Origin of the sequence: Flavobacterium cryoconiti (genome assembly GCF_048158645.1) — a bacterium.
GTDB lineage: Bacteria > Bacteroidota > Bacteroidia > Flavobacteriales > Flavobacteriaceae > Flavobacterium > Flavobacterium cryoconiti.
This window is the reverse complement of record NZ_JBLNKW010000008.1, coordinates 89836-107624: the sequence shown is the minus strand read 5'-3', so window position 1 is coordinate 107624 and position 17789 is coordinate 89836. Positions and strand designations below refer to the sequence as shown.

At 32.1% G+C, this 17789-nt stretch carries 15 protein-coding genes; 6 read left to right on the top strand and 9 right to left on the bottom strand.

All coding sequences use genetic code 11. The features are described 5' to 3' along the window. Positions 1-31 precede the first annotated feature (31 nt). Both ACM55H_RS12600 and ACM55H_RS12595 read left to right on the top strand, forming a co-directional pair. A complete protein-coding gene (locus tag ACM55H_RS12600; protein WP_416836821.1) occupies positions 32-841 on the top strand; it encodes a 5'-nucleotidase C-terminal domain-containing protein in 810 nt (269 codons plus the stop codon). 140 nt (positions 842-981) lie between these two features. Then, positions 982-1893, top strand: coding sequence for a bifunctional metallophosphatase/5'-nucleotidase (locus tag ACM55H_RS12595; protein ID WP_416836820.1), 912 nt, complete (start codon positions 982-984; stop codon positions 1891-1893). On the opposite strand, the gene ACM55H_RS12590 is transcribed toward ACM55H_RS12595, so the two are convergent. The 7 genes from ACM55H_RS12590 to rpsF all read right to left on the bottom strand — a co-directional run bounded on the left by ACM55H_RS12590 (position 1879) and on the right by rpsF (position 9615). Then, entirely contained in the window at positions 1879-2571 is a 693-nt protein-coding gene (locus tag ACM55H_RS12590; RefSeq protein ID WP_416836819.1) for a lysoplasmalogenase family protein, read from the bottom strand. The two genes, ACM55H_RS12595 and ACM55H_RS12590, sit on opposite strands and share 15 nt — an antisense overlap. Continuing rightward, positions 2561-4564, bottom strand: a complete 2004-nt coding sequence (gene ligA, locus ACM55H_RS12585) for an NAD-dependent DNA ligase LigA (RefSeq protein WP_416836818.1) — start codon at positions 4562-4564, stop codon at positions 2561-2563. Before ligA ends, ACM55H_RS12590 begins: the two co-directional genes overlap by 11 nt. Positions 4565-4640: 76 nt before the next feature. Beyond that, entirely contained in the window at positions 4641-5114 is a 474-nt protein-coding gene (locus ACM55H_RS12580; protein WP_416836817.1) for a DUF6495 family protein, read from the bottom strand. Positions 5115-5212: 98 nt separating this feature from the next. Beyond that, on the bottom strand, positions 5213-8368 hold the full coding sequence (locus ACM55H_RS12575) for a TonB-dependent receptor (RefSeq protein ID WP_416836816.1): 3156 nt from the start codon (positions 8366-8368) through the stop codon (positions 5213-5215). A gap of 96 nt (positions 8369-8464) precedes the next feature. Next, positions 8465-8905 (bottom strand): 50S ribosomal protein L9, encoded by a 441-nt coding sequence (gene rplI, locus ACM55H_RS12570; RefSeq protein ID WP_039110588.1) that lies wholly within the window; start codon positions 8903-8905, stop codon positions 8465-8467. A 66-nt stretch (positions 8906-8971) separates the two neighbouring features. Next, on the bottom strand, positions 8972-9268 hold the full coding sequence (rpsR, locus tag ACM55H_RS12565; protein WP_007138295.1) for a 30S ribosomal protein S18: 297 nt from the start codon (positions 9266-9268) through the stop codon (positions 8972-8974). A 5-nt stretch (positions 9269-9273) separates the two neighbouring features. Continuing rightward, complete coding sequence (rpsF, locus tag ACM55H_RS12560) at positions 9274-9615, bottom strand: 30S ribosomal protein S6 (RefSeq protein WP_035671622.1); 342 nt, start codon at positions 9613-9615, stop codon at positions 9274-9276. 165 nt (positions 9616-9780) lie between these two features. Between rpsF and ACM55H_RS12555 the strand changes: the two genes are divergently transcribed. Continuing rightward, a complete protein-coding gene (locus tag ACM55H_RS12555) occupies positions 9781-10476 on the top strand; it encodes a LytR/AlgR family response regulator transcription factor (protein WP_039110583.1) in 696 nt (231 codons plus the stop codon). Between the two features lie 8 nt (positions 10477-10484). On the opposite strand, the gene priA is transcribed toward ACM55H_RS12555, so the two are convergent. Together priA and ACM55H_RS12545 are read right to left on the bottom strand one after the other, a co-directional pair. Further along, positions 10485-12935 carry a replication restart helicase PriA gene (gene priA / locus ACM55H_RS12550; RefSeq protein WP_416836815.1) on the bottom strand — a complete coding sequence of 817 codons (2451 nt, stop codon included), beginning with the start codon at positions 12933-12935 and terminating at the stop codon, positions 10485-10487. Positions 12936-12993: 58 nt separating this feature from the next. Further along, on the bottom strand, positions 12994-13428 hold the full coding sequence (locus ACM55H_RS12545; RefSeq protein ID WP_416836814.1) for a DUF2147 domain-containing protein: 435 nt from the start codon (positions 13426-13428) through the stop codon (positions 12994-12996). Positions 13429-13690: 262 nt separating this feature from the next. Here ACM55H_RS12545 and gcvT point away from each other — a divergent pair, with 262 nt between their 5' ends. From gcvT to ACM55H_RS12530, 3 genes are all read left to right on the top strand, one after another. Further along, positions 13691-14773: a glycine cleavage system aminomethyltransferase GcvT gene (gene gcvT, locus ACM55H_RS12540; protein ID WP_416836813.1), complete on the top strand. Its 1083-nt coding sequence runs from the start codon at positions 13691-13693 to the stop codon at positions 14771-14773. 3 nt (positions 14774-14776) lie between these two features. Next, a complete protein-coding gene (locus ACM55H_RS12535) occupies positions 14777-16795 on the top strand; it encodes a S41 family peptidase (RefSeq protein ID WP_416836812.1) in 2019 nt (672 codons plus the stop codon). A 108-nt stretch (positions 16796-16903) separates the two neighbouring features. Continuing rightward, complete coding sequence (locus ACM55H_RS12530; protein ID WP_035671611.1) at positions 16904-17617, top strand: YebC/PmpR family DNA-binding transcriptional regulator; 714 nt, start codon at positions 16904-16906, stop codon at positions 17615-17617. Positions 17618-17789 lie beyond the last annotated feature (172 nt).

Sequence of the window (17789 nt, the reverse complement as noted above, 5' to 3'; positions counted from 1 at the left end):
TACAAAATTAATTAATTAAGTCGCATTTGAAATGGTAAATCTAAAAAAGTATAACGATGTTTTAAAACTTTTTGTTATATTCTTAACATTTGTTTTTATTACTTCCTGTAGTAAACAAAATTATTACATTACAAAGATAGAAGGTAAAAGAATACCAATTGCTGAAAAGGAAAACCAAGCTCCTGAGCCGAAACTAGATAGCGAACAAACAAAGTTAATCGAAAACTTTATCAAACCCTACCGCGAACACATTAATAAAGATTTAGACAGCGTTCTGGCATATTGTCCGGTAACTTTAGATAAAAGTTCTGGAAAATGGCAGACTACTATTGGAAATTTACTTGCTGATGTTACCTTAATGCGAGGCAACTTAGTTTTTAATGCCAGAGAAAAAAAGAATATTGATATCTGTTTACTGAATCATGGCGGTATTCGTTCTATTCTTCCAAAAGGGAATGTAACCAGCAGAACCGCTTTTGAAATCATGCCTTTTGAAAACAGTATGGTTGTTGTTGCTTTAAAAGGGGCGCAAATTCTTGAATTAGTTGATTATTTTATCAACGAGAAAAAACCACATCCTTTGTCCGGCTTAACCTTTACGATAGACAAAAATAACGCAGCCAAAAACATCTTAATTCAAGGAAAATCTATTGATAAAGACAAAATTTATTATGTAGGAACCAATGATTATTTATCTAATGGTGGCGACAATATGAATTTCTTTAAAAAAAGCGTTCAGAAATATGTTTTGGATTATAAGTTAAGAAATATTCTAATTGATTATTTCAAAGAAGTCGACACCATCCCTGTTGTAAATGATGTCAGAATTACTGTTGAATAAAAAAGGATTCCGTTTAAAAAACAGAAAATAATTTCATAAATATATAGCCCTAGCCCTAATGGAGGCGACATCCTTTATGTTTTTTCTTTAAAAACATAAAGATATAGCGGACAGCAGGAAATAGCTCCAAAAAAACAAAAATGAAAAGAAGAGATTTTATCGAAAAAACCGCTGCAAGTACCGCTTTATTGAGTTTAGGACTGCCGTTAACCAGCTTTACATCTAGTGAGACGAAACATTTGACAATTCTACACACGAATGATGTCCATAGTTATATAGATCCTTTTCCGGCGGATCATCCCAGAAATCCTAATATGGGCGGCGTTGTACGAAGAGCCGCTCTTATAGAATCAATCAGAAAAGAAAATCCAAATGTATTGTTACTTGATGCCGGTGATATTTTTCAGGGAACGCCGTATTTTAATTATTATGGCGGAGAATTAGAATTTAAATTGATGAGCATGATGCAATATGATGCTTCCACGATAGGGAATCATGATTTTGATAATGGCGTTGAAGGTTTGTATGCACAAATGCCTCATGCAAAATTTGAATTCTTATCAGCAAATTATGATTTTAAAAACACGGTGATGGATGGTTTTGTAAAACCGTATAAGATATTCAATAAAAATGGAATCAAAGTTGGTGTTTTTGGCCTTGGAGTTGAACTCGATGGATTAGTGGATAAAGCGATGTATAAAGAAACTGTTTACAATAATCCTGTTGAGACAGCACAAGATATGGTTCGGATTTTAAAAAAAGAACAACAATGTGATTTAGTGATTTGTTTGTCGCATTTAGGATATAAATACAAAGATGAACCTAATAAAATTTGTGATTTAAAACTAGCGGAACTGACCCAGGATATAGACTTAATAATAGGTGGCCACACGCATACTTTTCTTGATAAACCAACGGTTGCAAAAAATCTTCTTGGTAAAGAAGTTTTGGTAAACCAAGTAGGTTGTTACGGTATTAATTTAGGTCGAATTGATTTTTATTTGGATAATAATAAACTGAATGCATCCAAAGGAACATCAATAATTGTTTAATTTATGGATAGATTTGTCATTTGCAATAAAGTAATTTACCATAAAAAAATAAGAAAATACCTGAGTTGCCATTTCGATTAGACTAAAAACGGAAAGCTTTAGATAAAATCCATTTAGAACATAAAAAATATCAGAAAACATAAAAAAAACTGACATTAGAACTAAATTTAGAAAAGCAAAACTGCTTTTTATAATATAATTCATAACAGATATACAGATTAACATACTTAGAATAATGCTATAAATTATAATAATTGAAAAATCTGTTTTCATTTTCTCAAATTGTAAACTTAAAATAGTAATCGATAAAACGACCATCACAATTATTACACATAATAAAAACAAAATATCTATTTTATCAAGCTTCACTTTTTTTAAGCCTTGAAAAAGATGAACTATCAATAGTATATAGACAATTAAAAAACTCAATACAGAACCGGTTTCTGAATCATTATAGTTCATCAAAATAAAAACATCTCCAATAAACGAAAAAAGAAAGATACCGGCTTTAATTAAATCAATTTTGTAATTATTTGTGGTTAAATAATAAATGAAAATTGAGGGTACAACAATAGATTTTGCATAAAGCACTAATGATTCCTGCCCTAGCAAATCAAATAAAATAGTTAATATGCAGGCGAAAAAATAAAGTATAAGAGAAGGTGTACTAGCTTTCATTTATCAGTTTCATAAAATCATCTTCCGTAATTATCGGGATATTTAATTTATTGGCTTTTTCTAATTTAGCTGGCCCCATATTATCGCCAGCAACAACATAATCAGTTTTTGCAGAAATTGAACTTCCTACTTTACCTCCGTTATCTTCAATGGCTTTTTTCAAATCATCTCTAGAAAATTTCTCAAAAACACCTGAAACTACAAAAGTTTTTCCAGAAAGTTTATCCGTGGAATTTGGGTTTATTTTCTCAATAATTTCAAATTGTACCCCATGTTTTTTTAACCTTTCAATGATAATTTTATTTTCTTGGTTTTCAAAAAAGTCAATCACACTTTGGGCAATTCGGTCCCCAATTTCATCCACCAAAATCAAATCCATCAATGTGGCCTGACTTAATGCTTCAATATTTTTATAATGCTTCGCTAATTTCTTAGCGACCGTTTCACCAACAAATCGAATTCCAAGCGCAAATAAAACGCTTTCGAAAGGAATATTTTTTGAATTTTCTACACCTTTCACTAAATTTTCAGCAGATTTTTGAGCCATTCTTTCCAAAGGAAGAATTTGCTCCACAGTCAATTCATATAAATCAGCGTAATTATGAACCAATCCATTATTGAAAAGTAATGCTACCGTTTCTCCGCCAAGGCCTTCAATATCCATAGCTTTTCGAGAAATATAATGCTGGATTCTTCCAATAATCTGTGGAGGACAGCCATAAAAATTGGGACAATAGTGATTTGCTTCACCTTCACTTCGAACTAATTCTGTATGGCATTCCGGACAATGGGTGATGTATTTTGTTGGCTCTGTATTTTCTGGGCGTTTGCTTAAATCAACGGAAATTATCTTAGGGATTATCTCCCCTCCTTTTTCTACAAAAACTGTATCTCCTACACGAATATCCAGTTTCTCAATTTGATCAGCATTGTGTAAAGAAGCACGTTTTACAATAGTTCCCGCCAATTGCACTGGCTCTAAATTAGCTACTGGTGTAATTGCCCCTGTTCTTCCCACCTGATAAGAAATAGAGTTTAGCTTTGTTGAAACTTGTTCTGATTTGAACTTATAAGCAATTGCCCAACGCGGAGATTTAGCCGTAAAACCCAATTCGTCTTGGTAATTAAAAGAATTTACTTTTACGACAACACCATCGGTTTCATAAGGAAGATTATGTCTATGCGTGTCCCAATAATCGATGTATTGAAAAACTTCTTCTAGATTATGGGCCAGTTTTGCTTCTTTAGGCGCTTTAAATCCCCATTCCCTAGCAGTTTCTAATCCTTCAAATTGTGATTTAAAAGGCAGATTGTTTCCAATTAAAAAATACAGCAAACAATCCAATGGTCTTTTTGCAACCTCGGCACTGTCTTGTAATTTCAAACTTCCCGAAGCTGTGTTTCTAGGATTTGAATACGGTAATTCCCCTATTTCTATTAAATCCTGATTCATTTTTTCGAAACCTGCAAAAGGCAAAATAATTTCACCCCGTACATCAAATTTTTCAGGAAAATTTCCTTTTAGCTTAAGCGGAATTGATTTTATAGTTTTGATATTATTAGTCACATCATCTCCTTGAAAACCATCACCACGCGTAACTGCGCGTTTTAATTTTCCGTTTTCGTAAGTAATACTAATTGATGCCCCGTCATATTTTAATTCGCAAGTATATTCTAATGGAACTTCTCCGAGAACTTTTTGAATCCGTTTCTCCCAATCAACTAATTCTTCTTTAGAATAGGAATTATCAAGAGAATACATTCGGTGTTCGTGAGGAACGGTTTGGAAGTTTTTTGTAATTGTGCCACCTACTCGTTGCGTAGGAGAGTTTTCATCAAAGTATTCCGGATATTTATTTTCTAAATCTTGGAGTTGTTTTAATTTAAAATCAAATTCATAATCGGAAATTATTGGTTTATCCAACACGTAATAATTATAATTGTGCTGATTTAATTCCTCTCTTAAAGTTTGAATTGTATTTTGAATATCCATAGAAAATAAAAATTGGCTATTTTAGTTTTTGAAAAAGTGTACTAAAATAACCAAATTAAAAGAAACTGCAATACAATTATGACTCTATAATTGTATTTATTTGTTTGTATAAAAGGCCATCACTTAAAAAAGAACCTTGTTGTATTAAAGCAAAAACAGAAGTATTACGCTCATCAGTAAACTCTTTTTTTCCCACTTTCATTTCGATTGTTTCGGTAAACATGTTATCGCTAAGCCATTGCAATCCTTCTTTGGTCAAGAAATCAGTTTCTGGAACCAATGATTTCAAAACAATGGATTGAACATATGTATCAAAACAATGAAAAAGGAAAATATGATTTTTAGAAAAATGTTCTAAATATTCTGCTTTCGACAGAACACCTTCCCAAATCAAATCAGAAAAAACATCTAATTCTTGTTCAGCCACATCAGGCTTTTCCGTTTTAATTTTATCCCACTCCGCTTTATCAATTGCTTGAGTAGCTAAAAAATTAGTAAATTCAGGCATTAATTCTTCAAACTGTTCTTTTGTTAATCTTGAGTATTTCATTATTGTATTTTAATTTTAACTGTTGAGATTTTATTCTCATTGGAATAAAAAAGCCCTCTTCAAATGAGAGGGCAAATTTAATATATTTTTTATCTTTTCTAGAAAATATATCTGATACCAAATTGCGCTTGCCATCTTGATGCTAAACTAGCGTCATAACTAAAGGTTTTTGTTTGCGTACCATTGAATGTATAAGTTGGAATATTTCCGGCATTAACTGATACTCCTATTGGTTGCACGCTGATTGGTTGTTGGATTAATCCCCAATCTGAGTTCAATAAATTCCCTATATTCAAAACATCAACACTGAATTGAATTGTATTTTTCTTTTCAGAAGCTGATGAAATTTTAAAATTATAATCTTGCATTAATTTAAGATCCCATTTTCCTCTCCATGGAGATAAAGCACCGTAACGTTCTGCGTACTGACCTCTTCTCCCATTCAAATAATCATCTTGTTTGATAAAATTATCAAATGCTGCACCTTGACCTGCACCCGAAAAAATCATGGCACTGATTTCAGCTGTAGTTGGAATATAAATCAAATCATTTCCTGAGGCTCCATCATTATTAATATCGCCTCCGTAAGTATAATTGAAACGACCTCCTTGAGCATATTCAAAGAAAGTAGAAACTGTAGTTGCCCATTTATCATTTCCATATTTCCATTTTTTTGAAGCTACACCAATAAAACGATGAGTGTCTCCATATTTAGAATTAGAAAGAACATCATTATTTACATTCCCTAAAGCTGGGTTAAAATTAAAGGCATCACCGGTAATTTCTGCTTCAATAGAATTCACATCTTGTGATTTTAGATAATTATAAGCTAAACTAGCAAAAAATCCATTATCAAAAGTTTTTTGCACTTTAACAGAAGTATTAAAGGCACTTCCTTTTTTGGAATTAGTCAAGACATAGGCATGAGCCCTTGTTGGAAAACCATATTCATTCCAAGTACCATAATCATTAGAACCGTAAATTGGTCTTTTATCAACTCCATTCAATTGACTGGTAGGTGTTTTTAATCCCCAATCCTGAACATGGACTGCATTGATATCTTTATTATAAGACATATCTACTGTTAAAATATAATTATTTTCAAATTTATGGTCGATACCTAAACTTGTTCTCCAAACTTGAGGAAATTTAAAATTATTATTAACAACTTCGTAGAAAAATGGGTCAGTACCGCCAACTTGATTTCCTATCCATACAAATGGCAGTTTTCCAGTAAAAATCCCTGTTCCACCACGCAATTGAGTTACTTTATTTCCATTTACATCCCAATTGAAACCTACTCTAGGTGACCATAACAATGCATTTCCAGGTAGTTTTGTAGAATCGAAGTTTACAGTACTACCATCTTTTGGATTATAATAATTGATAGTTGGAACATACCCTTCAGAATTATCCGTATCGATAAATTTCTGTATTAATTTTGAGGTATTAAAATACAATGGTTTATCAGCTCTTAATCCATATATTAATTTGAAATTATCGTTGATATTCCACTCATCTTGAACATAAAATGCTAATTGACCAACAGTAGTTTCAGCTAAATTCCAACCGCCATTCGCTCCGTCTTGAAGTGCATTTTTTGTATCATATGTTGTTTGAGCCGCTGCAATCGCTGAAGCATAATATCCATTTGCAATATTAGCATCAAAACCAGCCATATCTGTTGTTCCAAAGACATCAAATCCATATCCCTTAAGATTGAATGAGTTTTTGAAAATGAATTTTTCAAAAGAGAAACCTGCTGTATAAGTATGATTTCCTTTTACAATATTCAAATTATCTGTAATTTGAATTACTTTTTGATCTAATTTATTGTTGATTGAAAATGGTTCATGACCAGCAATAATATATGGAGAACCATCCTTAGTTATACTAATAACTGGTGCTGGTGCAGAAAATGGTCTTCTGAAATCGTTAAAATGAGTATAACCCGCTTGTAGTTTATTAGTAACTACTTCGCTAAATTTAGAGTTCAACTCCACTAAAAAAGAACTAATTTGATTGTTTATTTGATATCCCGAGTTTTGAAACTGCATTGTATTAACATCTGGTCCTCTACGAAGAATCGCTGTAGGATGCGCAGGTTTATCTTTGGATGCATCCAAGAAATTATAAATAAAAGCTAATTTGTGATTGTCATTAATATTCCAGTCAAATTTAATAATTCCTTTATTTGAATCTGAATTATGAGTAAATCCTTGATAAGCTCCAGTATTATAACCTAACTTCCCTAATTCAGTAGATACATGCATTAAATCAGTAGCTAAAACTCTGGATTCATTTACACCTGTAGTAGCATTTCCATCATTGGCAACAACATTTGAACCTAAATCGCTTCTTTTGTCAATTTCATAATTGGCAAAGAAAAATAATTTGTTTTTAACTATTGGACCTCCAATACTCAACCCTGCTTGTGTTTGCTCTAAAGAAGGAACAAATATTTTCTCTCCATGCACTTTATTACCTGTTAAATCTTGGTTTCTGTAAAAAGTATAAGCAGTACCATGAAATTCATTTGTACCAGATTTAGTTACAGCATTTACAGAAGCTCCCGTAAAACCTGATAAAGTCACATCATAAGGAGCAGTAGCAACCTGAATTTGGTCAATCGCATCTAATGAAATTGGCTGAGAACTCGTTTGTCCGCCGGGAGTTGCGGCATCCAATCCAAAAGGATTATTAAATACAGCTCCATTCAACGAATAATTATTATATTGATCATTTCTACCTCCAAAAGATCCTCCACTGGCAGAAGGCTCTAAACGTGTAAAATCCTCAGCTGATCTTGAGATTGATGGCAATACTGCCAATTCTCTTCTACCTATAGTAGTTTCGGCACCCGTTCTTCCACTTTGAAAAACTTTATTTTTAGCTCCAACAACTTTTACTTCTTCTAACTTTTGGCTTTCATCTTGCAAAATGATATCTAAACCAAATGCTTTACCTAATTCAAGGTAGACATCATTGAATTCTTGATTTTTAAAACCTACAAATGAAACTACAATTTTGTATGGCCCGCCAATTCTCATGTTCAACATGTTGAATCTTCCATCAGCATTTGATAATGCAGAATATTTAGTTCCTGAAGGAGTATGAATTGCGAGTACCGTTGCACCTGGAAGCAACTCATTACTAGAACTTTTCACTATTCCCTTAATACTCGATGTTGTAGTTTGGCCTACCATCATATGAAGACCAAACACAAAAAACAATAAAGTAATAATTTTTTTCATTTATTTGAGTGTTAATTATTTTGGTCAAAATTAGCCAAAAAAAAATCACTCCTAAGAGTGATTTTTATATTTTATTAACAAAGTGTTAACAGAATGTTATTTTTCAGCAACAATTTCATAAGGTAATTCAATAATTACTTCTCTGTGTAATCTAACGTTAGCAGCATATTTTCCTGTACGTTTAACGATTCCACTAGTAATAAATTTTCTGTCAATTACTTGACCACCTTTTGCTAATGCTTCAGCGATATCAATATTCGTTATTGAACCGAATAATTTTTCACCACCTGCTTTTGCGAAAATTTTAATTTCAATAGCTTTCAAAGCTTCAGCCAATGCTTTTGCATCGTTTACTACTTTTTCTTCTTTGTGAGCTCTTTGTTTTAGGTTTTCAGCTAACACTTTCTTTGCAGAAGAAGTTGCTAAATGTGCGTGACCTTGTGGGATTAAAAAGTTACGACCGTATCCGTTTTTCACATTTACTACGTCATCTTTAAATCCTAAATTTTGAACATCTTTTCTTAAAATAAGTTCCATGTTGTTGTCCTTTATTTGAGAAGTTAGGTTTCATATTTCAGAAAACCAACAACTGTTAATTTTTAATTATTTTAATAAATCAGCCACATATGGCATTAATGCTAAGTGACGTGCTCTCTTAACTGCAACTGAAACTTTTCTTTGGTATTTCAATGAAGTTCCTGTTAAACGACGAGGAAGAATTTTTCCTTGTTCGTTTACAAATTTCAATAAGAAATCAGCATCTTTATAATCAATATATTTGATACCTGATTTTTTGAAACGACAATACTTTTTAGTTTTGTTTGTTTCTATGTTTAAAGGTGTAAGATATCTGATATCTCCGTCTTTTTTTCCTGAAGCCGATTGTTGTAATGTTGCCATGATAATTAAGCTTTTGTAGATTTTAATTTAGTTCTTCTTCTTTCAGCCCAAGATATAGCATGTTTATCTAAACTTACAGTCAAGAAACGCATTACTCTTTCGTCACGTCTAAATTCAGTTTCAAAAGCAATAAGAACTTCTCCTGCTACTTTGAATTCGAATAAATGGTAAAAACCACTTTTTTTGTTTTGAATTTCGTAAGCCATTTTTTTAAGACCCCAGTCTTCTTTCGATACCATCTCTGCTCCTCTACTAGTAAGAAAATCTTCAAATTTGCTTACTGTTTCCTTTACCTGAACTTCAGATAAAACGGGATTTAAAATGAAAACAGTTTCATAATGATTCATAAATATGTATTTATTTGTTAATTTGGGTGCAAAAGTAATCAATTATTTTAAATAAACAATTAAAATTTCACTTTATTCGTTGTACGGCAAAAAAAACCGATAAAGATTAGTTTTTAAAATAAATCTTTGTTAAATTTACTATTCCAAATCTTAAAATACTAAATTATGAAACTTAATTGTGTAGTAGTTGATGATAGTTCCATTCAAAGAATGATCATCGCAAAGTTAGTGAATAATCACCCCAATCTGCATTTAATTGGTGATTTTTCTAATGCAATTGAAGCTAGAAGTTGTATGTCCGTACATAATGTGGATTTAATATTTCTAGATATTGAAATGCCTGTAATAAGCGGTTTTGATTTTTTAGATGGTTTAAAAATTAAACCACAAATAATCTTCATTACTTCTAAAGCGGAGTATGCCATGAAGGCATTTGATTATGATGCTACCGACTATCTGCAAAAACCTATTGCAATAGATCGTTTCAATGCATCGGTAAGAAGAGCAATCGATTTATATTCTCTTAAAAAAGAGAATAAAGAAGAAGAAGGCGAACATATTTTCATTAAGAGTAATCTTAAAAAATTAAAAATCTTCACTTCTAAAATTAAATGGATTGAAGCTTTTGGTGACTACGTTAGAGTTGTTACTGAAGAAGACAGCAACTTAGTGCTTTCTACAATGAAATCTTTTGAAAATGATTTGTCAAAAGAAAAATTCATCAGAGTTCATAAGTCCTATATTATAAATATAGACAAAGTAGAGCGTTTCAATAGCAAGTTTGCCGAAATTGGAATTACAAAAATACCTTTGAGTAGAAATAAAAAAGAAGATTTAGTTAAAGCCCTATCATTTGCCTAAAATTACTTTTAATAAAAATCGACGTTTAGCGTAACTTTAATAGCTCTATATTGAGCAACAGCCTCAAAACTATTCAATATCTTTTGAATAGTTTTTTTTGTGCTTACTACAGACACGTTTTGTGGAATTTTAATAATGATTGTTCGTATGTATTCATTTCTAATTCTATTTATAGCTGGTTCCTCAGGACCTAATACCGGCATAGTAAGATTTTGACTCATTACCTGATACAACCACATGGCACCTTCCTTTAGCTTATCGAAATCGCGCTGTTTCAATGTCAATTTTATGATTCTGAAATAAGGAGGATATTTATAGATTTGCCTGTCATACAATTGCTCCTTATACATTCCCAGATAATCATTATTGGTTACTTGCTGTATCGTATTGTGATTGGGATTATACGTTTGAATAATAACTTTTCCTTGTTTTTCCGAACGCCCTGCCCGACCTGCGACCTGCGTCATCATTTGAAAACTTCTTTCGAATGCCCTAAAATCAGGATGATATAACATATTATCCGCATTCATGATTCCCACCAAACTTACATTGTCAAAATCCAATCCTTTGGCAAGCATTTGCGTTCCAACTAAAATATCAATTTCTCTATTCTTGAAACTATCAATAATTTTCTCAAAACCAAATTTACCTCGCGTGGTATCCTGATCCATTCTTCCCGTTTTTGAATTTGGAAAAATAGAAATCAATTCTTGTTCTATTTGCTCGGTTCCAAAGCCCTTTGTAGTCAAATCAACACTAGAACACGAATGACAATGCGTCGGTTTTGCCATCGTATAGCCACAATAATGACAACGCAACTGGTTTTTATGTTTGTGATACGTCAAACTCACATCGCATTGCTGACATTGAGGAACATTACCACAAGTAATACATTCTATTATAGGAGAATAACCTCTTCTGTTTTGAAACAAAATTACTTGTTCGCCTAATGAAAGTGCAATATTGATTTCTTCAATTAAAACATCACTGAAATGCCCTGTCATTTTTTTGCGAAAGTATTTGTCTTTCAAATCCACCAATTCAATACTTGGCATCATTACATTTCCAAATCGCTTCGAAATTTCGACTAAACCATATTTTTCTGATTTTGCATTAAAATAAGTTTCAATACTTGGTGTTGCCGAACCTAATAAAACTTTTGCTTTATGCGAATGAGCCAAAACCACCGCAGCATCACGCGCATGATAACGCGGCGCAGGATCTACTTGTTTGAAAGTTTGTTCGTGCTCTTCATCTACAATTATAAATCCCAGATTATGAAAAGGTAAAAACAAAGCGGATCGCGCTCCTATTACTACTTGTGCTTTCTCTGAATTTACCAAAACTTGGTTCCAAACCTCGATGCGTTCATTATTGTTATATTTCGAATGAAAAACTGCTACTTTATTTCCAAAATAAGTTCTTAATCTTCCCACTAACTGTGTTGTCAAGGCAATTTCAGGCAATAAATACAATATTTGTTTTCCTGTTTCCAGATATTCTTCAATAAGCTTAATATAAATTTCAGTTTTTCCACTGGAAGTTACACCATGTAGCAAACAGACTTCTTTTTGAGTATAACTATCTTTAATTTCTTCAAAAGCAGTTTGCTGCGCTTGACTTAATTGCAATTGCTCTTCTCTTATTTTTCCATTAAAATTTACTCGGTCTTCCTGAAGAAAATAATCCTCAAATATTTCTTTTTCAATTAATGCTTTTATAATCGCCGAAGAGGAATGAGTAGCTTCAACCAACTTTTTAACGGTTATGGGCTTTTTTTCGGTAGCGCTCAATTGAAAATAAGTCAGTACAATTTCCTTTTGTTTGTTAGCACTTTTCAGAGTTTCCAACAATTCACCCAAACCTGCATTCGAATCGTATTTAGAATGTAAACGCACATAACGAACTAACTTAGGCTTATAACTTTCTGAGATTTCTTCTTGAAGAACCAATATATTTTTGTCAATCAATTTTTGAATAACAGGAAAGATATTTTTCTTGTTTAAAATAGCTATAATGTCTTGAACTTTAAGGGAACTTTGCTGTTGCAAGGCTTGATAAACCAGATATTCATCATCCGAAAGCAGGCTTTCATCCACAAACAAATCTTGCTTTTGAGAAATTATGGTTTCGCTTTCCAGCAAAAGCGCGCTTGGCATAGCGCCACGATACACATCACCAATAGCACACATATAATAAGAAGCAATCCATTGCCAATGCGCAATTTGGATTTCAGTAACTATAGGTTTTTCATCCAGAATTTGGTGAATTTCTTTGGCTTCATATAAAGTGGGCTCATTTTGATGAATTTCAATAACTAGCGCTGTGTAAATTTTACTTTTCCCAAAAGGTACTGCCACACGCATTCCTTTCTTGATATAATGAAATTCGGCTTCAGAAACGCGATAGGTAAAGGTTTTGGCAAGAGAAAGGGGTAAAATTACTTCGACGAAATGCATTTTTAGATTTTAGGTATTTATTATTATTTGGACGAATATCAAATTCATTCAATATGAATTAACTTTTTACTCTGTACCAATATTGTGTTCGTCCAAACAATGAAATCCCAATAAAACCACGGACTTTAAGTTTGTCTTTTGATTCTAAAGTGATGTAACATTTATAAAGCTTCCCGTTTTTAGGATCTAAGATTTTACCTCTTGTATATTGATTTCCTTCTTTAGTCAATCCTTTTATTACTATCATTCCAAGAATAGGTTTGTTTTTATCCTCACCTGAACAATTGCTACAAACTTTTTTTCTATGTTCTTCTTCAAGAATTTCAATTACTTTACCATAAATCTTTCCAGATTTCTCATAGATTTCCACTATTGATTTGGCTTTTCCAGTTTCATCATCAATCGTTTTCCATTTACCAATAACCGTTTGATTTTGACCATAGAAAATGGTAACAAAAAACAGTGCTATAATAACAAATCTACTTTTTTTCATGATGGTTGATTTTTTGCTCTCGCAAATTAGAGACCGCAAATTAATTAATTGTAAAATTAAACATTAAAAAGGAAAAGATTGTAATGAATAGCAGGAAATAGCTTCCTAACTTCATTGGATTAAATCCTAAAAATTATTATTTTAAAATAGTACAGCCTGTTATTTCGAAAACGTTTGAAACTTTAAATTTTGCTTCTTTACGTCTTTGTCACCCGAAATAAAATCAATAAATTAGCCACTTGAAATTCTATACAAAATAACAATGAAAAACACTGCGCTTACGCACATACACGAGAGTTTGGGAGCGAAAATGCTTCCGTTTGCCGGATACAATATGCCTATTTTATATGAAGGTGTGAATGCAGAACATGAAACGGTTCGAAATGCCGTGGGTGTTTTTGATGTTTCTCACATGGGTGAATTCTTGCTTACCGGACCAAATGCATTAGCTTTAATACAAAAAGTAACTTCTAATGACGCGTCTGTTTTGACCATTGGAAGAGCACAATACTCTTGTTTACCAAACAATGATGGCGGAATTGTAGATGATTTGATTGTTTACAAAATGAAAGACGAACAGTATTTATTAGTCGTAAATGCTTCGAATATTGATAAAGATTGGAATTGGATTTCTGCTCATAACGATTTAGGAGTCGAAATGAAAAACTTATCTGATGATTATTCATTATTGGCTATTCAAGGTCCTAAAGCTGTTGAAGCAATGCAATCATTGACTTCTAAGGATTTATCAGCTATTCCTTATTATCATTTTGAAGTGGGTGATTTTGCAGGAATTGATAACGTAATTATTTCGGCTACAGGATATACTGGTTCTGGAGGATTTGAGATTTATTGCAAAAATTCAGAAGTAGAACAAATTTGGAATAAAGTTTTTGAAGCCGGAGCTCCTTTTGGGATTAAACCAATTGGTCTTGCCGCTCGTGATACGTTACGATTAGAAATGGGATTTTGTTTGTACGGAAATGACATTAACGATACCACTTCTCCACTTGAAGCTGGTTTGGGTTGGATTACTAAATTCACTAAAGAATTCACGAATTCAGAAAACCTGAAAAAACAAAAAGAAACGGGAGTTTCTAAAAAATTAGTGGCTTTTGAAATGCAGGAACGTGCCGTACCAAGACACGATTATGAAATCGTTGATGCTACCGGAAATTCTATAGGAATTGTAACTTCAGGAACCATGTCGCCATCAATGAATAAAGGAATTGGTTTAGGATACGTTACCACTGAGAACAGTACTTTAGACAGCGATATATTCATTAGAATCCGTAAAAATGATGTTCCTGCCAAAGTGGTAAAATTACCTTTTTACAAAAAATAACAATTGAAAAAAGTAGCCATCTTTTTATTCTTGCTTTTTTCAAAAGAGCTCATTGCTCAATCTGAAACGAATGCCTGCAAGACTTTATCCAAAATTAATGCATTGGTCAAAGAGTTTCACTACAAACCTAAACCGATAAATGACAGTTTATCGGTTTATGTTTTTAATCATTTTCTAAAAGCGTTAGACGGCAGAAACGATTTATTTTTAGAATCCGAAATTAATAGTCTAAAAAAACTCAAATACAAATTAGATGACAATATCATCCATTCAAATTGCAGTTTTTTAAACGAATTTTACATTACTTATCAAAAAGCAGTTAATCGTCATACTATTATTATTGAAACCCTCAAAAAAGAAAGTTTCCCGCTGAGCAGCCCCGAAATCATTAGGTCTTATAAAACCCCCACTCCATATTTAACAACAGAAGCAGATTTAAAAAAAATCAATAAAAAACGAATGCTTTTTGATGTGCTTAGTGAAATAGCACAAAGCAGTCCTAATAAAGATTCCCTTATCGCAGTATTTCCTAGCATTTCAGGAAATATAAAGCAAAAAATATTTGACGATTATACCTGCGAAGCAACCAAATATAACCTTACAACCGAGGAGTTTAACAACCTCTTTTTCACTATTTTTTGTTCTTATTTTGACCCTCATACCGAGTTCTTTTCAACCAATCAAAAATCAGATTTTTTATCATTGGTAAGTTCTGATAATTATACTTTAGGGCTTATCCTTTCAGTAAAAGAAAAAAATGACATCTCTATAGATGAAATATTACCCGGTGGTCCAGCATACTTTTCGGAAAAAATAGAGATAGGAGATCAAGTCATTAAAATAAAATCGAAACAAGAAGAATACTTAGTAAATTGTTATAATTTTGAAAAAATAGAGAAAATTTTAAGCTCTAATGAATACAAAAATGTCTGGGTAACACTCAAGAAAAAAAGTGGAGAAGTTTACACCACAAACCTCTCCAAACAGGTCATGAGAGATTATCAAAATAGTGTTTATAGCTATGTACTGGAACGAGATAATCAAAAAACGGGCTATATTAAAATCCCTAGTTTTTATTCGACTTTGGAAAATGGAAAAACAAATGTTAGTGATGATGTAGCCAAAGAAATAGCCAAACTAAAAGAAGATAAAATTACGGGACTAATCATTGATCTAGAAAACAACGGTGGTGGTTCTATGGAAGAAGCCATTATGCTTTGTGGTTTGTTTATAAACACTCCCTATTTAGCGCAAGTTGTCACCAAAACAAATCAAAAAGAAATCATTGGCAATCAAAAACCTAAAAACAGCTATACTGGTCCAATTATTATCTTAATAAATGGCTTTTCAGCTTCAGCAAGTGAATTTTTTGCTAACGTCATGCAAGATTATAATTTAGCCTTAATTGTAGGAACGAAATCATTAGGAAAAGCTACTATGCAAGAAATAGTTCCATTAAAAGATGAAAAAAATCAATTTCTAAAAGTAACAATAGGAGAATTTTATCGAGTGACGGGTAAAACAAATCAATACAATGGTATTACCCCCGATATTGAAATCCCTAGTTTATTTGATGATCAAATGCCTAAGGAAAGTACTTATCCAACCGCTTTAAAAAATGATAAAATTGAAAGCATTATCGACACCAATAGATTCCCGATGAATGAAAAACAGAAACAAGCTATTACAGAGTACACCCAAAAATCCAAAACGAATATAGAATTTCAAAAAAACACCCGACTAAAAGCTACTTTTAATCAGTTTTTCACACAAGCAACAGTAGCTATACCTTTACAATTTAATGCTGTTTTTAATAAATCGATTGGTTTTTCGAAACATTGGAAAGAGATAGAAGCATTTGTCAAAACCGAATATCCTTTTATTATAAGTAATACTAGTAATGACACTAAAAAAATACAAACAAATGATTACCTAAAATCTATAAATAGTACTCAAATTAAAAATTTGAAAAACAACTTCCGTGTTTTTGAATCTATAAAAATCATGGCTAACTTAAAATAGTAAAATGCTTATTTTTTTTTAATTTATCACAAAAAAAACGATAGAAACTATTTTAAAACAATTGAATAATTCTATTTTTGCACTTAAATAAAATAAACTCATAAAGTAATGGGAAGAGCGTTCGAATTCAGAAAAGGGAGAAAAATGAAACGTTGGTCAGCAATGGCCAAAGCATTTACCAGAATTGGTAAAGATATTGTAATGGCTGTAAAGGAAGGTGGTCCAAATCCTGATGCCAACTCAAGATTAAGAGCAGTTATCCAGAATTCCAAGGCAGTCAATATGCCAAAAGAAAATGTAGAACGTGCTATCAAAAAAGCAACAGATAAAGACACCGCTAACTATAAAGAAGTTTTATTTGAAGGATATGCACCTCATGGAATTGCAATCCTGGTTGAAACGGCTACAGATAATAATAACAGAACTGTCGCTAATGTTAGAAGTTATTTTAACAAATGTAACGGTGCAATGGGGACACAAGGTTCGGTTGAATTTATGTTTGACCATACGTGTAACTTTAGAATTCCAGCAAACGGAATTGACCCTGAAGAATTAGAATTAGAATTAATCGATTTTGGCGCAGAAGAAGTTTTTGAAGACGAAGACGGTATTTTGATTTATGCACCATTTGGAAGTTTTGGAACCATTCAAAAAGAATTAGAAAACAGAGGATTGGAAATTCTTTCTTCAGGATTTGAAAGAATTCCTCAAATAACTAAAAAACTATCTGAAGCTGAAGTAGCCGATGTAGAAAAACTAATTGAAAAACTAGAAGAAGATGATGACGTGATGAACGTGTATCATACTATGGAAGAAGAATAGCTATCACATTACAGTTTTAAACTCCGGAGAAATCTGGAGTTTTTTGTTTTTAATACCTAACAGTTTGTCATAAAAAAAGGGAATAAAAATATACGTTAAAAAAAACTCCCTTTAAAACTGAAAACTCCATCAACTTAAAGCTGATGGAGTTTTTTTTATAGCTAAAAACAGA

Excerpts from the sequence above, each read along its gene's own strand:
- ACM55H_RS12600 (WP_416836821.1), top strand. The coding sequence starts at position 32 with ATGGTAAATCTAAAAAAGTATAACGATGTTTTAAAACTTTTTGTTATA.
- ligA (WP_416836818.1), bottom strand. The coding sequence starts at position 4,564 with ATGGATATTCAAAATACAATTCAAACTTTAAGAGAGGAATTAAATCAG.
- ACM55H_RS12575 (WP_416836816.1), bottom strand. The coding sequence starts at position 8,368 with ATGAAAAAAATTATTACTTTATTGTTTTTTGTGTTTGGTCTTCATATG.
- rplI (WP_039110588.1), bottom strand. The coding sequence starts at position 8,905 with ATGGAACTTATTTTAAGAAAAGATGTTCAAAATTTAGGATTTAAAGAT.
- ACM55H_RS12595 (WP_416836820.1), top strand. The coding sequence starts at position 982 with ATGAAAAGAAGAGATTTTATCGAAAAAACCGCTGCAAGTACCGCTTTA.
- ACM55H_RS12545 (WP_416836814.1), bottom strand. The coding sequence starts at position 13,428 with ATGAAAAAAAGTAGATTTGTTATTATAGCACTGTTTTTTGTTACCATT.
- gcvT (WP_416836813.1), top strand. The coding sequence starts at position 13,691 with ATGAAAAACACTGCGCTTACGCACATACACGAGAGTTTGGGAGCGAAA.
- rpsF (WP_035671622.1), bottom strand. The coding sequence starts at position 9,615 with ATGAATCATTATGAAACTGTTTTCATTTTAAATCCCGTTTTATCTGAA.
- ACM55H_RS12530 (WP_035671611.1), top strand. The coding sequence starts at position 16,904 with ATGGGAAGAGCGTTCGAATTCAGAAAAGGGAGAAAAATGAAACGTTGG.
- ACM55H_RS12580 (WP_416836817.1), bottom strand. The coding sequence starts at position 5,114 with ATGAAATACTCAAGATTAACAAAAGAACAGTTTGAAGAATTAATGCCT.
- ACM55H_RS12590 (WP_416836819.1), bottom strand. The coding sequence starts at position 2,571 with ATGAAAGCTAGTACACCTTCTCTTATACTTTATTTTTTCGCCTGCATA.
- priA (WP_416836815.1), bottom strand. The coding sequence starts at position 12,935 with ATGCATTTCGTCGAAGTAATTTTACCCCTTTCTCTTGCCAAAACCTTT.
- ACM55H_RS12555 (WP_039110583.1), top strand. The coding sequence starts at position 9,781 with ATGAAACTTAATTGTGTAGTAGTTGATGATAGTTCCATTCAAAGAATG.
- rpsR (WP_007138295.1), bottom strand. The coding sequence starts at position 9,268 with ATGGCAACATTACAACAATCGGCTTCAGGAAAAAAAGACGGAGATATC.